The organism is Nocardia sp. NPDC024068 (assembly GCF_040638875.1).
Taxonomy (GTDB): domain Bacteria; phylum Actinomycetota; class Actinomycetes; order Mycobacteriales; family Mycobacteriaceae; genus Nocardia.
In genome coordinates this window covers 40,576-53,562 of sequence record NZ_JBEZYU010000013.1, presented here as the reverse complement: position 1 = coordinate 53,562, position 12,987 = coordinate 40,576, and the positions used below count along the sequence as shown (strand labels likewise).

General features: G+C 70.4%; 14 protein-coding genes. 9 read left to right on the top strand and 5 right to left on the bottom strand.

The genetic code is table 11. From position 1 onward, the window contains the following. Positions 1-69 precede the first annotated feature (69 nt). Positions 70-1,278, top strand: coding sequence for a histidine kinase (locus tag AB0F41_RS13985; RefSeq protein ID WP_357423559.1), 1,209 nt, complete (start codon positions 70-72; stop codon positions 1,276-1,278). Continuing rightward, a complete protein-coding gene (locus tag AB0F41_RS13980) occupies positions 1,275-1,946 on the top strand; it encodes a response regulator transcription factor (protein ID WP_357423557.1) in 672 nt (223 codons plus the stop codon). Before AB0F41_RS13985 ends, AB0F41_RS13980 begins: the two co-directional genes overlap by 4 nt. A gap of 14 nt (positions 1,947-1,960) precedes the next feature. Here AB0F41_RS13980 and AB0F41_RS13975 read toward each other — a convergent pair whose 3' ends face one another. After that, the gene (locus AB0F41_RS13975; RefSeq protein ID WP_357423555.1) at positions 1,961-2,320 is read right to left on the bottom strand and encodes a DUF952 domain-containing protein; all 360 of its coding nucleotides are present in this window, start codon (positions 2,318-2,320) and stop codon (positions 1,961-1,963) included. A gap of 270 nt (positions 2,321-2,590) precedes the next feature. Between AB0F41_RS13975 and AB0F41_RS13970 the strand changes: the two genes are divergently transcribed. Beyond that, complete coding sequence (locus AB0F41_RS13970) at positions 2,591-2,785, top strand: hypothetical protein (RefSeq protein ID WP_036538000.1); 195 nt, start codon at positions 2,591-2,593, stop codon at positions 2,783-2,785. A 115-nt stretch (positions 2,786-2,900) separates the two neighbouring features. On the opposite strand, the gene AB0F41_RS13965 is transcribed toward AB0F41_RS13970, so the two are convergent. Then, positions 2,901-3,659 (bottom strand): TetR/AcrR family transcriptional regulator, encoded by a 759-nt coding sequence (locus tag AB0F41_RS13965; protein WP_357423554.1) that lies wholly within the window; start codon positions 3,657-3,659, stop codon positions 2,901-2,903. Between the two features lie 221 nt (positions 3,660-3,880). Between AB0F41_RS13965 and AB0F41_RS13960 the strand changes: the two genes are divergently transcribed. Both AB0F41_RS13960 and AB0F41_RS13955 read left to right on the top strand, forming a co-directional pair. Beyond that, positions 3,881-5,635, top strand: coding sequence for a DEAD/DEAH box helicase (locus tag AB0F41_RS13960; RefSeq protein ID WP_357423552.1), 1,755 nt, complete (start codon positions 3,881-3,883; stop codon positions 5,633-5,635). After that, positions 5,635-6,183: a hypothetical protein gene (locus tag AB0F41_RS13955; protein ID WP_357423550.1), complete on the top strand. Its 549-nt coding sequence runs from the start codon at positions 5,635-5,637 to the stop codon at positions 6,181-6,183. The genes AB0F41_RS13960 and AB0F41_RS13955 overlap by 1 nt, the downstream gene beginning before the upstream one ends. Positions 6,184-6,205: 22 nt before the next feature. On the opposite strand, the gene AB0F41_RS13950 is transcribed toward AB0F41_RS13955, so the two are convergent. After that, positions 6,206-6,958, bottom strand: a complete 753-nt coding sequence (locus AB0F41_RS13950) for a MerR family transcriptional regulator (protein ID WP_357423548.1) — start codon at positions 6,956-6,958, stop codon at positions 6,206-6,208. 27 nt (positions 6,959-6,985) lie between these two features. Here AB0F41_RS13950 and AB0F41_RS13945 point away from each other — a divergent pair, with 27 nt between their 5' ends. Beyond that, complete coding sequence (locus tag AB0F41_RS13945) at positions 6,986-7,477, top strand: DUF6194 family protein (RefSeq protein ID WP_357423546.1); 492 nt, start codon at positions 6,986-6,988, stop codon at positions 7,475-7,477. Between the two features lie 49 nt (positions 7,478-7,526). Here AB0F41_RS13945 and AB0F41_RS13940 read toward each other — a convergent pair whose 3' ends face one another. Continuing rightward, the gene (locus tag AB0F41_RS13940; RefSeq protein WP_357423544.1) at positions 7,527-9,266 is read right to left on the bottom strand and encodes a DEAD/DEAH box helicase; all 1,740 of its coding nucleotides are present in this window, start codon (positions 9,264-9,266) and stop codon (positions 7,527-7,529) included. A gap of 173 nt (positions 9,267-9,439) precedes the next feature. Between AB0F41_RS13940 and AB0F41_RS13935 the strand changes: the two genes are divergently transcribed. Further along, a complete protein-coding gene (locus AB0F41_RS13935; protein WP_357423691.1) occupies positions 9,440-10,537 on the top strand; it encodes a YihY/virulence factor BrkB family protein in 1,098 nt (365 codons plus the stop codon). A 22-nt stretch (positions 10,538-10,559) separates the two neighbouring features. Here AB0F41_RS13935 and AB0F41_RS13930 read toward each other — a convergent pair whose 3' ends face one another. Then, positions 10,560-10,796 carry a DUF3039 domain-containing protein gene (locus AB0F41_RS13930; RefSeq protein WP_357423542.1) on the bottom strand — a complete coding sequence of 79 codons (237 nt, stop codon included), beginning with the start codon at positions 10,794-10,796 and terminating at the stop codon, positions 10,560-10,562. A gap of 104 nt (positions 10,797-10,900) precedes the next feature. On the opposite strand from AB0F41_RS13930, the gene AB0F41_RS13925 reads away from it, so the two are divergent. Together AB0F41_RS13925 and AB0F41_RS13920 are read left to right on the top strand one after the other, a co-directional pair. Then, positions 10,901-11,338: a DUF3099 domain-containing protein gene (locus AB0F41_RS13925; protein WP_357423540.1), complete on the top strand. Its 438-nt coding sequence runs from the start codon at positions 10,901-10,903 to the stop codon at positions 11,336-11,338. A gap of 119 nt (positions 11,339-11,457) precedes the next feature. Continuing rightward, entirely contained in the window at positions 11,458-12,975 is a 1,518-nt protein-coding gene (locus AB0F41_RS13920) for a methyltransferase (RefSeq protein ID WP_357423538.1), read from the top strand. Positions 12,976-12,987: the final 12 nt, after the last annotated feature.

The following is a 12,987-nucleotide window of genomic DNA, read 5'->3' as shown; positions in this document are numbered from 1 at the left end:
CCGGAAATCCGGCGCGGGCTCATCATTTCGACGGACGCCGGGCCGCCGGACGTGTGCTGAGATGGGGTGATGCAGCGGTGGTCGGCGTTATCGGCGACGGCGCGCGATGCCGTCGTCGCGGCCGGTTGGTTTCTCTTCGGCGCGCTGCTGTACCTGGCCGGGTTCCATATGCTGTTCGTCTCCGGCGATACGCCTTCGAGCCCGATCCCGGTCCGGCTGGCGGTGCTCGCGCTGGCCTGTGCGGTGCTGTTCATCCGGCGCCGCGCCCCGGTGGCGGCCATGCTGGCCGGTCTCCTGCCGTTGGCGCTGGATCTGTCGCTGGGACCCACCCTGCCGGTCTGGCTCGTCTACACCGATCTGATCTACGCCGCCGTCGTCTACGGCACCCGGCGCCAGATGCAGGGGGCGGTGGTCGCGTGGCTCACCCTGTCGGCGATCGTGGCCGGTGTGGCGCTGGCGATCACCGGCAACTGGCGGGTGATGATGCTGGCCCTCGTCCTGGCGGCGGCCTTCGTCGGCACGTCGCTGTGGTGGGGCCTGACCGTGCGCGCACACAAGGAGACCGCGGAAGCCGAACGGGCCCGGGGCCGCGCCCTGTCCCTGGTGGCGCAGCTGGACCGCCGGGCGGCGGTGGATGACGAGCGCAAGGCCATGGCCCGCGATCTGCACGATGTCATCGCCGGGCAGCTGTCCGCCATAGCCCTGCAATCGGAGGCCGCTCTCGCCGGGATCGACGGCTCCGGCGCCGATCCGCGACTCACCGGAATCCTCACTTCGATCCGCGCCAACAGCGTCGACGCCCTGCAGGAGATGCGCACGATGATCGGCCTGCTACGCCGTGACGGCGATTCCGAGGACGCCACCGCGCCCGGACGGCTCGCCCAGCTCTCCCGGCTGGTGACGGCCGCTCGGCAAGCGGGTGTGCGCGTCCGGTTCCATCAGGACACCGGCACCGGCGCCCCACCGGGCGCCGTCGACCAGGCGGCCTACCGGATCATCCAGGAAGCGGTGACCAACGCGATGAAGCACGCGCCGGGCCGGGAGGTCGCGATCGACGTCACCACCGAAGCCGGGGAACTGGTGCTCACGGTGCGCAATGCGCTCCCCGCCACCCCGGCCGTACCCGATCCCGAGTCCGGTGCCCGGCGCGGGCTGACGAATATGCGCGAACGGGCGGTCGCGCTGGGTGGCACGTTCCGGGCCGGTCCGGAATCGGGCACCTGGTGGGTGCGGGCGCGGCTGCCGTTCGCCGCCGTCGCGGCCGGAGAAACGCGATGACGGTGCGGGTGCTGATCGCCGACGACCACGCTGCCATCCGGGCGGGGCTACGAATGATCCTGGACACCGCCGGGGATATCGAGGTAGTCGGTGAGGCCGCCGACGGCGAGGTGGCGCTCGCCCAGACACGGGCGCTGCGGCCGGATGTCGTCCTGATGGACGTCCGGATGCCCGGTGTCGACGGCATCACCGCGACCGGCCGGATCACCGACGGCGATCTGGCCCGGGTCCTGGTGCTCACGACATTCGATCTCGACGAATACGTTTTCGGCAGCCTGCGCGCCGGAGCCGCCGGATTCGTGCTGAAATCGGCTTCCGGACCGGCCTTGATCGCCGCGGTACGCGCGGTGGCCGCCGGCGAGGGGGTACTCGCCCCGGAGGTCACCCGCGCGGTGATCGACACGTTCGCCGGCAGCGGCGCGGCGGTCCGGCCCATGCCGCCCAGGGGCCTGGCCGACCTCACCGCCCGGGAGCGGGAGGTGTTCGGCTGCTTGGGCGGCGGCCTGTCCAACGCCCAGATCGCCGGGCGCCTGTTCATCAGCGAGACCACGGTGAAAACGCATGTTTCGCGGGTTCTGACGAAACTCGGCATACGCTCGCGCGTCCAAGCCGCGATACTCGCCCGCGAACTGGAGGACCGGCCCAGGGGCGCGCCCGGCAGCCCGTGATCCGGGCGCCGCATTCAGCCCGGGAGGGCGGTGTAGCGCCCGTCGGGTCCCGGCCGGTACTTGTCCACGGCGAGTACCGCCGCGACCGGCAGCGGGCCGTACAGATGGGGGAAACGCATATCCGGGTCGTCACCCGGAACACCGGGTTCCCAGCGCACCGGAGCGCCCAGCCTGGCGGGGTCCAGGCGCAGCAGCACCATATCGTCGCGCCCTGCGAACAGGCGGTTGGCGGGTAGGTGCACTTGGCCGGGGGTGGACAGGTGCACGAAACCCTCCGATACCAGTGACGGTGGCCGGTGCGCACCGAGTTGTTGTGCTGTGGCCCACTCACCGGGAGTACAGAGGTGAACAAGGGTGTGAGTGTCACTGGGCACGGGTAACCTCCGATACACAACTCGACAGTCGGTACGGAGCAGCGGCGGATGGGTTTCCACACCCGGCCCGCGGTGTTCGCCACGGGCGAAAACCGCTGGTCGTGTTAGGGAAAACACAGTGATTCCCCAACGGGAACAAAGCCGATGCTCCGAACGTCTGACAGAGTAGTTACACCACTGCTGGGAAGTAGCGGAAGCGAGCCCGCGGAGTGACCACGGGCCTCACACCAGGTTGAACGGTCTTGTGCCGGAAGCCAGGACGGAGGAGTCATGCCAGGAACCCTGACCAGCACCCCACTGACCGCGGTCGATCGCTGCGATCGTTGCGGTGCGGCCGCGCGTGTTCGTGCTGTTCTGCCCGCAGGTGGCGAGTTGCTCTTCTGCCAGCATCACGCGAACGAACATATGGACCGGCTGCGTGAGCTGGATGCCGTGATCGATACCGAGTCCGCTCCCGCTCTCTGACCCGTCCAGGCGTCCGACACAACAGAATCGAACAACTGAATCCGCTTTCTGGCGGGCGACCGGTCTCCGGTCGCCCGCCACTTTCGTCGGTCGATACTCGTCCGGTCCGGGCTCGTCACCGCGCGGTAGGTGGCCGGCCGGGCAGGATCGCCGCGATCAGGTGTTCGAGTCCGTACTCGAACTCGCCGTCCGGATCGCCCGGCGCCTGGTAGAGCTCCCCGACCACGGCGCCCACCCGGGAGGCGAGCGGAAAATCGGCGGCGGGCATGACCCGGGTCAGCACCGGGCCGTAGGCCTCCCACCACTCGGCGTCGGACTGCTCCCGGGCGCTGCGCGCGGCGGCGAGCGCGGTGCGGGCGTTACCGGTCGCGAACTGCGTCAGCACCGCGAGCACCCGGTCCATCTCCGGATCGTCGAGGCCGATCCCGTCGACCGCCGCCAGCTGTCGTTCGTAGCGGCGCATCCGGCCCGGTCCGAGCACCATTCGCCAGGCCGGAACCTCGAGCAACCAGGGATGCGCCAGGTACTCGTCCCGGATCTGCCGCGCCACGGCCGCCAGGCGGTCGCGGGCGGGTGCCGCGGCCGGGGGCAGCGGAGCGTCGTCGTAGGCCACGGCATCCACCATCAGGGCAGTCAGCGCCTCCTTGCCCGGGACGTAGGTGTAGAGGCTCATCGGACGCAATCCGAGTTCGGCGGCGACGGCCCGCACCGAGACTCCCGCGTAGCCCTCGCGGTCGGCCAGCCCGATCGCGGCCGCGACCACTTCATCGACACTCACCGTCTGCCGCGGACCGCGCGCGTTGCGGCGCGGCGGCAGTTCGTGGCGCCACAGCAATTCGAGCAGCGTTCCCGCCGGGTCGGTGTTCCGGCTCATCGGCGGGACCGGGCGACTCGGATCCGGGCGGGAACCGCCGCGCCGGAACGTATCGGGATGCAGCGTCTGCCGGTGATCATGGCTTCCCTCCGGTTTCGCACGGGACGGTCCGGAACAAATCCGGTACCGTACGCGTTCGGCATATTACTCCGTACGCCATACGATATTCATGGGGGTGCATCCTGCCGACCACCGAGACCACCTATCTCCCCGACCGGCATATGTTCGCATTGTGGACCTGGTCCGGCCGCGAACCCGGGCCGGCGCCGGACCAGGCCGGTGACCCGGCGACCGTCTCGCTCGTCGTGCCCGGCGGAACCCTCGCCCAACTCCGCGCCGGCAGCGCCGACCTGCGGGTGGCCGACGTCTCCTGCGCGCTGGTGGCGCCGGACCGATTCGCCGGGCTGCCGGTCGCCGACCCCGGCGCCTCCACCCGCGCCTGGCTCCGGGTGCTCGGCGGCGACCCGGAACCGCTGCCGGTGGCCGCGCACGCGGTACCGAATGCCCAGGGCACCGCCGTGGTCGCCGGAGATCACGCGCTGTCGGTACTTCGCGAGACCACCGGCGTCGCCGCCGAACTACGCAGCGGGTTGCATGCCGAACTGCGCCCCTACCAGGCACGCGGCATCGGCTGGCTGCGCGCGACCGTCGACCGGCACGGCGGCGCCGTACTGGCCGACGAAATGGGCCTCGGCAAGACGGTGCAGGCCATCGGGCTGCTGCTCGGCAGGTCCGAGCACGGCCCGCAACTCGTGGTGTGCCCGACTTCGCTGGTGGGCAACTGGGTTCGCGAGATCTCCCGCTTCGCCCCGGGTCTGCGCCCGGTGGCCTGGCGCGGCGGCATCCCGGACACCGCGCCCGGAACCGTACTCGTCACCGGCTACCCGATCCTGCGACTGCACGGCGCGCTGCTGAACGACACATCATGGACCACGGTGGTCTGCGACGAGGCGCAGGCGCTGAAGAATCCGCGTACGCAGGTCTCCGCGGCGACGCGGGCGCTACCGGCGAAAGCCGTGGTCGCCCTCACCGGAACACCGGTGGAGAACCATCTCGACGAACTGTGGGCGCTGCTGCATCTCGTCGCGCCCGGTATCTTCGGGCATCGCGCCCAATTCCGGCGGCGGTTCGTCAAACCCATCGAACAGGGATCCGCCGCGGCGGCCGCCCGGCTGCGGGATGCCATCGAACCCGTCCTACTGGCGCGCCGGAAAACTCAGGTCGCCGCCTCACTTCCGCCGAAGATCCATACCGATCTGCTGTGCGATCTCACCCCGGAGCAGGAGCGGCTCTACGACCGGCTGCTCGAGCACGCCGCCGAGGAGGGCTTCGGAGCCGGCGCGCAACGCCGGACCCGGGTGCTGGCGGCGCTCACCGCGCTCAAACAGGTGTGCAATCATCCCGGTCTCGTCGCCGGGGAGGATCGCGATGAACTCGCCGGCCGCTCCGGCAAACTCGACCTCTGCACCGATATCGTGGCCGGCAACCTCGACAACGGAGCGCCGACCCTGATCTTCACCCAGTACCGGGCCACGGGTGAACTGCTCGTCCGGCATCTGTCCGAACAGTTCGGACTCACCGCACCGTTCTTCCACGGCGGGCTCTCCCCCGCCGAACGCACGGCGATCGTCGACGATTTCCAATCCGCCGGCGGCCCGCCGGTACTGGTACTCAGCCTGCGCGCCGCCGGAACCGGGCTCACTCTCACCCGCGCCGCGGATGTGATCCATTTCGACCGCTGGTGGAACCCCGCCGTCGAATCTCAGGCCTCCGATCGGGTGCACCGGATCGGGCAGACCCGCACCGTCACCGTCACCACACTGACCTCGGCCACCACCGTCGAGGAACATATCGCCGCGATGCACCAGCGGAAATCGGCGCTCACCGACCTCGGTGACGGAAGCGGTATCGCCGAACTGGCCCGTCTCGACGACGACCGGTTGCTGGAGATCCTGCACCGCAAGAGGGGGAACTGATGGCGGACAACGAATTCGGATACACCCGGTGGGGTATGGATTGGGTCCGGCTGGCCGAACCGCTGCGCCGGACCCGGCCCGAACCGCTGCTGCCCCGGGCGCGCAGTATCGCCCGCAACAACGGGGTCCGGGCCGAAACGGAAGGCACGATCGTGCGGGCGCATATCCACCGCGGCGGCCGGGCGTCGGTGACCCATATCGAATTCGCGCCGTTCGACCGGACGGTCGTCAGCGCGCTCACCGCACTGCTCGGGAGCGATCCGGCCGCTGTCACCGACGAAATGCACGCCGCGGCAGTGTCCGAGGGGATATCGGTGGCGCCGCGCCCCGGTGCGATCGACTGTTCGTGCACCGCCCGCAGCGCACACTGCGTCCACGTCCTGGCCACCTTCTACGAACTCGCGCGCCGAGTCGACGAGAATCCGCGGTTCGGCCTCGATCTGCAGGGCTACGCATTACACCCCGGCGCCGCAACGGGCGACCCGGCGGATACTCCGCGCTGGATTCCACTCGAAACCGTCGACCCCGCGCTGTATTTCGAGACCTGAGCCGGACTGCGATGCCCCACCGCTACCGGGCCGGCCCCAGCAACACCGCCAGCGCGGCGGCCGCTTCCAGCAACGCGCGGGACCGGGCATCGATCCCGGCGTCGCGGGCGGTCAGGGCGGCTTCGATATCGGCCCAGGCGTGCGCACCGGCGAGCCGCGGGATCAGCTCGCGCAACGTCTCGATCCCGTAGCCCGCCTGCCGGAGCGCACGGACCAGGCGGGCGAGCCGGACATCACCGGGCAGATAGTGCCGGGCCCGTCCCGGGGCGGCGCGCCGTGCCACGACCAATCCCACGGCATCCCAGTGCCGCAGCGTCGAGGTCCGCACGCCGAGCGCCTGCGCCAGCTCGGAGATGGTCATCGTGTCCGCCGCCCGCACGTCGCCGACCGGTTCGCCGGCGATGGCGCGGGCCGCGGCTCGCGCGCCGGCGGTCTCCCGACGTTCCCGGTCCAGCCGGGCGTGCGCGGCGTCGAACAACGCCGGCAACCGCGCCGGCTCGTCGGACCGGACCGCGCGCATGATCGTTTTGGCCTCCATCGGATCGGTACCGGCCGCCAGGGCCCGGTAGGCGCGGGCCGCCCAGACATGGGATCGCCGGTAGACCCGGTACCCGGACGCCGTGCGTGGCACCGGCGGCAGTACGCCGTCGCGTTCGAGATTGCGCACCTGCTGCACCGAATATCCGCTCAGCCGCGCCACCTCCGCGGTGCGCAGAACTACCGAGTTGCGACTTCCGGCACCCTGGTCGTGGTCGAATACGGAAAAAGTCTCCACAAGCACATCAATGTAACGCTGGAACCCATGACCATCGACGAAATCATCGAATACCTCGGCGGGCTCGACGGCGTGCTGATCCAGCGTCCCGGCCCCGGCGACGGCACCCCGGAGATCGCCTGGGGTGACGCGTTCTTCTACCACTCCCCCGACGGCGAGATCCCCGGCGGCACCCAGCCCTTCGCCACCGTCGTCACCAAGAACTACCCCGGCGACGAGCGCTCGGGACTGGATCGGCCCGGGGCATTCCGGGTGAACATCAGCGTCGGCACCGAGGTCTTCACCGAGTGGACGGGCCGGACGCCGCGGGCGGCGGCCGCCGGGGACGACGATCCCGCGCGGACCGATACGGTGCTGGTCCATCCGGTGTACGGGAGCCTGGGCTGGCTGGCCGTGGTGGAGCCCGGGCCGCGGACCACGCAGGCGGTCCGGGACCTGCTGCGTGGAGCCTACGAGCGGGCCCGCTCACGCACCCGCCGCCGGGCATCGGGCAGCGCGATGCCCGGAGCCGACCGGTAACCGCTTCGGGCCCTCGCGATGCTGGAACGGCCCGGGCCGGAGGCGTCCGCTACATCCGGCGCAGGGCCGCGATCCGGTCGCCCAGTTGATCCGCCGTGGCGAGGGCCGTCGGCGGGCCGCCGCACTGGCGGCGCAATTCTCCGTGGATCACACCGTGCGGTTTACCGGTGCGGTGGTGATGCATCGCGACCAGACTGTTCAGTTCGCGGCGCAACTCCCCGAGTTTGTCGGCGGCGGCGACCCGCTCGGCGGCGCCACCGGCCGCCGCCGGGGGCGGGGCGGGGGCCGGATCCGGCGTGGACCGGTCGGCGATCTGGCGGGCCTGGCGTTCCCGCAGCAGCGCACGCATCTGCTCGGCATCGAGCAGACCGGGAATTCCCAGGTAATCGGCCTCCTCGGCACTGCCGGCGAAGGTGGCGGTACCGAACGAGGAACCGTCGTAGATCACTTGATCCAGTTCGGCGTCCGCGGCCAGTGGAACGAACCGCTTCTCTTCCTCGCCCGGCTCGTCCTGCTGTTTGTTCGCCTCGTTCAGCAGTTCGTCGTCGAGGCCGTCCTTCTCCCGGTGTGGTTTACCGATCACGTGGTCGCGCTGGACCTCGAGCTGCGCGGCCAGATCCAGCAGCACCGGAACCGACGGAAGGAAAACGCTGGCGGTCTCCCCGGGCCGCCGCGCGCGGACGAAACGGCCGATGACCTGGGCGAAATACAATGGAGTGGAGGCGCTGGTCGCGTACACCCCGACCGCCAGCCGCGGGACGTCCACCCCCTCGGAGACCATGCGCACGGCGACCATCCACGGCTGGGTCCCGTTGCTGAACTCAGCGATGCGCGCCGAGGAGGTCGGGTCGTCGGACAACACCACCACCGGCTTGGTTCCCGTCAGATGTTCGATCAGTTCCGCGTAGGCCCGGGCGCGTTCCTGATCCGAGGCGATCACCAGACCCCCGGCATCGGGCATACCGGCTTCACGCAGCTGCGCCAGCCGCATATCGGCCGCGCGCAATACCGCGTAGATCCAATCCCCCGCCGGATCGAGGGCGGTGCGCCAGGCTCGTGCCGTCTGTTCGGCGTTCAGCGGCTCACCCAGGCGGGCCGTGTACTCCTCGCCCGCACTGTCGCGCCAATGCGCCTCACCCGAATACGCCAGGAACACGACCGGCCGCACCACGCCGTCGGCGAGCGCCTCGGAATAGCCGTAACTGTGATCGGCGCGGGAGCGCGGCAGACCGGCCTCGTCCGGCTCGTAGGTGATGAACGGGATCTGGCTGTCGTCGCTACGGAACGGCGTACCGGTCAGCGCCAGTCGACGGGTGGCGTCCCCGAACGCCTCGGCCACGGCGTCGCCCCAGCTCTTGGCATCACCGGCGTGATGGATCTCGTCCAGGATCACCAGCGTGCGCCGGTTCTCGGTGCGCACCCGATGCCGGAACGGATGCGCGGCCACCTGGGCGTAGGTGACGACCACGCCGTGGTAGTCGCCGGAGGTCCCCCCGGTGCTGTTGGAGAAATTGGGATCCAGCGCGATGCCCGACCGCGCCCCCGACTGCGCCCACTGGTGCTTGAGGTGCTCGGTGGGCGCGACCACGGTGATCTGGTCGACGGTGCGGTCGGCCAGCAATTCCGCGGCCACCCGCAGCGCGAAGGTGGTCTTACCGGCACCGGGGGTCGCCACGGCGAGGAAATCACGGGGTTTGGTCGCCAGGTAACGGGTGATCGCACGGCGCTGCCAGGCGCGCAGCGCTGCGCCCGGAACCTCCGTCGCAATGGCACCGCTCGCATCGGTCACGGAGACAAACACTAGCGGCCGTGGCGGCCGTGGTGCCAAACCGGCGCGGCCGCCGCGACGGGTGTCACACCTCGCACCGGGGGTACCGATAACCCGTGATTCACCCGCCGCACGCCGACACGTCGCCCCGCACCCGAGCACTCGGTGCCGGGGTGCGCGATGCTGGACACATCATGCACAGCTACGGACGCGAACCCGGCGCGGGCCCGTCGGGTACCGCGTGGCCCCGGCGCGCCCTGAATCAGACCTGGCGCCTGACCGCCCGGGTCGCCGTCAAAGCCTGGGGCGACTCGATATTCGGCAAATCCGCGGCCGCCGCGTTCTGGCAGACGCTGTCGCTGGTCCCGCTGCTTTTCGGGCTGCTCGGCGGGCTGGGCTACGCCAGCCGCCTGTTCGGGCCCGATACGGTCGAAATCGTCGAATCGAAGACCCTAACGTTCAGCCGGAATCTGTTCAGCTCCAGTGTGGTCACCGACCTCATCGAGCCGACGGTCCAGGATGTCCTCGGACAGGGTCGCGCGGCGATCGTCTCGGTGGGTTTCGTGCTGTCCCTGTGGGCCGGCTCCTCGGCGATGGCGACGTTCGTGGACGCGATCGTGGAGGCCCATGACCAGCAGGACGCGCGCAACCCGGTCTGGCAGCGACTGTTCGCGCTGCTGCTCTACATCCAGTTCTTGATCGCGGCGGTATTCATCCTGCCGCTCGTCGCGCTGGGCCCGGTACTGATCGGCCGGGCGCTGCCGGAGGGCTGGCGGGAGCCCGGACTGCGATTGATCGATACGTTCTACTACCCGGCGGTGGGTTTGCTGCTCATGCTGGCGCTGGCGATGCTGTACAAGTTGGCGCTGCACAGCTCGCTGCCCTACCACCGGCTGTTCTGGGGGGCCTTGCTCGCGGGCGTGTTCTTCATGGCGGCCAGCGAGATCCTGCGGCGATATCTGGCGCTGGTGACCCGGACGGGGGTGGGATACGGCGCGCTGGCCACCCCGATCGCCTTCCTGCTCTTCACGTTCTTCCTGGGCTTCGCGGTGATACTCGGCGCCGAGTTCAATGCCGCGGTGCAGGAGTTCTGGCCGGCCCGCGCGACCCGCTTCGAGCAGTTCAAGGCCTGGCTGGCGAAACGCCGCGATACCCCGGACAGCGACGAGGAGGGCGAACCTCCGGAGAGCGGCGCGCACCGGATACCCCCGCAGCGGCACGGCCGGACCCGCGGTATGGGCACAGGCGACGACGGCACCGGAGGTACACCGGTGCCACTACCCCGGAATTGACCGCGCGGCGGGGGGAGGGCGCTCAGTCGCCCTTGCGGAGCTGCTCGTAGACCTTCTTGCACTCGGGGCAGACCGGGGAACCCGGCTTGGCCGAGCGGGTCACGGGGAAGACTTCACCGCACAGCGCGACCACCATCGTGCCCATCACGGCACTCTCGGCGATCTTGTCCTTCTTCACATAGTGGAAGAACTTCGGGGTGTCGTCACCGGTCGTCTCGTCGGTGGTCGTATCGGGGCGAACCAGAGTATCGGTACTCACGCTGTCCATGATGCCCCATGGCACCCGCGCCCTCGCGGCATCACCCGCCGGTGGGCCCCTACCGGGGTGTGCGCCGGGACCCGGGGAGTGCAAGACTCGAAGGTATGCAGCAGCACGGCGAAGACTCCGGGCGCGGCCCGGAGCACCTCGACGCCGGTGCGAGCGATCTCGGTGCAGACCAGAGAACACCGCGGCCGGCCCGTTCCGCCTCGCGCGGTTATTTTCCCGGTGACGATGCCAAACACGCGGCCCTCATCACCGAGGCCGCCCCCTCTTTCGAGGATCAGCATCGGGCCCGGGTCCGGCGGTACACGATCATCATGGCCTTCCGGATCCCGGCGCTGATCCTGGCCGGCGTGGCCTACTCGGTATTCGGGAACGGCCTGGTCGCCATCCTGATCATGGCGGCCTCCGTCCCGCTCCCGTGGATCGCGGTTCTCGTCGCCAACGACCGGCCACCGCGGGACAAGAACGAACCCAGCCGCTGGGACCGCCCACGCCCCGCACTGGAGGAGCGCCGGAACGACGCCATCGACGGCTGAGTCCCCACCCTCCCGCCTCCTGACGAGGCGTATCGACCCCGCGCCCGCGGCCGTTGGCTACCGGCAACGCGCGGGGCGGCGGATGCCGGGCCGCGTACCGGCGGTGGCAGAGTACGGCTGTGCCCGCCTACGGATCGACCACCGTCTCCCCGCTCACCGCGCTCTGCCCGGCGCTGCGCATCGCGCTGACCAGGGTGGGGTACGACGCCGACACCCTGCTCGAGGCACTCGGCACCGACGCGCACAGCGCACTCGGCCGCGGCGAACCGGTCCCTGCCCGCCGGGCCGCACGCTCGGCGGGCGAGCTGGGCGTCCTCATCCGGCTGCTGCTGCTCGGCGACGCCCTGGACGAACCGCAGGTCGCCGCGGCCCTCGCGCCGGTGCGGATGGACGATGCGGTGGCCGCGGGGCTGCTCATCCGGGAGCGCGGCCTGGTACGCGCCGCGCTCGATCTGCGGCCGATCGACGTCGGCGCCGGTACCCGCTGGATCCTGTCCGACCTCGACGATTCGATGCACCGCCGGGTCCTGACCGAGGACCACGTCCTCGGCGTGGGCCATGCTTCGCTCTCGCTGCTCCGCGCTACCCCCACGGCCCGGGCCGGTTCGGTCCTGGATCTCGGCACCGGTTGCGGTGTCCAGGCGGTGCACGCCGCGTCGTACGCCGAGAAGGTGACGGCCACCGACGTCAATCCGCGGGCGCTGTGGCTGGCCCAGGCCACCGCCGCCCTGAACGATCTCGATATCGAACTGGTCGAGGGGTCGTGGTTCGAGCCGGTCGCCGGCCGCCGTTTCGATCGGGTGGTGGCCAATCCGCCGTTCGTCGTCGGGCCGGCCCGGATCGAGCACACCTACCGCGACTCCGGCCTGGCCCTCGACGGCGCCAGTGAGCTGGTGATTTCGCGCACACCCGAACTGCTGGCCCCGGCCGGCACCGCGGCCGTGCTCGCCGCGTGGGTGCACCTCGAGAACCAGGACTGGCGGCAGCGGGTCTCGGGGTGGCTGCCGGGCCACGGGATCGATGCCTGGATCGTTCAGCGTGATGTCGCCGATCCCGCGCTCTATGTGGGGACCTGGCTGCGCGACGCCGGCGCCGATCCGCGCAGCCGGGAGTCCCAGGAACGCGCGGAGACCTGGTTGCGGGCCTTCGACGACGCGGGAGTCACCGGTATCGGGTTCGGGTTCGTCTATCTGCGCGCCCACGACGGCCCCACCGAACTGCTGGCCGAAGACCTCACCCACGGTTTCGAGGACCCGCTCGGCGCGGAGGCCCTCGACTATTTCGAGCGTTCGGCCTGGTTGCGCGGGGTTGCGGCGGATCCGTCGGTGGCCTGGCGATCCCGGTACCGGGTGGACCCGGCCACCGCGCTCGAACGGGTATATCTACCCGGCGAGCAGGGCTGGGACCAGCAGATCGCCCGCGTCCACCGCGGTGGCGGCCCGCGCTGGCAGCACGAGGTCGACGAGGCCACCGTCTCCCTGCTGGCGGGAATGCGGCCGGACGGCCTGCCGTTGTACGAACTGATCGAACTGCTGGCACTGTCCCAGGGATCCGACCAGGCGGATCCGGAGTTCACCGAGGCAGCACTGGGAGTGGTCACCGGTCTCGTGCGACACGGACTGGTGCGTCCCGCCTAGAAGCTGCCCGCG

Coding starts and splice junctions, on each gene's coding strand:
- AB0F41_RS13985 (WP_357423559.1), top strand. CDS start 70: ATGCAGCGGTGGTCGGCGTTATCGGCGACGGCGCGCGATGCCGTCGTC.
- AB0F41_RS13955 (WP_357423550.1), top strand. CDS start 5,635: ATGGCGGACAACGAATTCGGATACACCCGGTGGGGTATGGATTGGGTC.
- AB0F41_RS13935 (WP_357423691.1), top strand. CDS start 9,440: ATGCACAGCTACGGACGCGAACCCGGCGCGGGCCCGTCGGGTACCGCG.
- AB0F41_RS13980 (WP_357423557.1), top strand. CDS start 1,275: ATGACGGTGCGGGTGCTGATCGCCGACGACCACGCTGCCATCCGGGCG.
- AB0F41_RS13970 (WP_036538000.1), top strand. CDS start 2,591: ATGCCAGGAACCCTGACCAGCACCCCACTGACCGCGGTCGATCGCTGC.
- AB0F41_RS13960 (WP_357423552.1), top strand. CDS start 3,881: ATGTTCGCATTGTGGACCTGGTCCGGCCGCGAACCCGGGCCGGCGCCG.
- AB0F41_RS13965 (WP_357423554.1), bottom strand. CDS start 3,659: ATGAGCCGGAACACCGACCCGGCGGGAACGCTGCTCGAATTGCTGTGG.
- AB0F41_RS13925 (WP_357423540.1), top strand. CDS start 10,901: ATGCAGCAGCACGGCGAAGACTCCGGGCGCGGCCCGGAGCACCTCGAC.
- AB0F41_RS13945 (WP_357423546.1), top strand. CDS start 6,986: ATGACCATCGACGAAATCATCGAATACCTCGGCGGGCTCGACGGCGTG.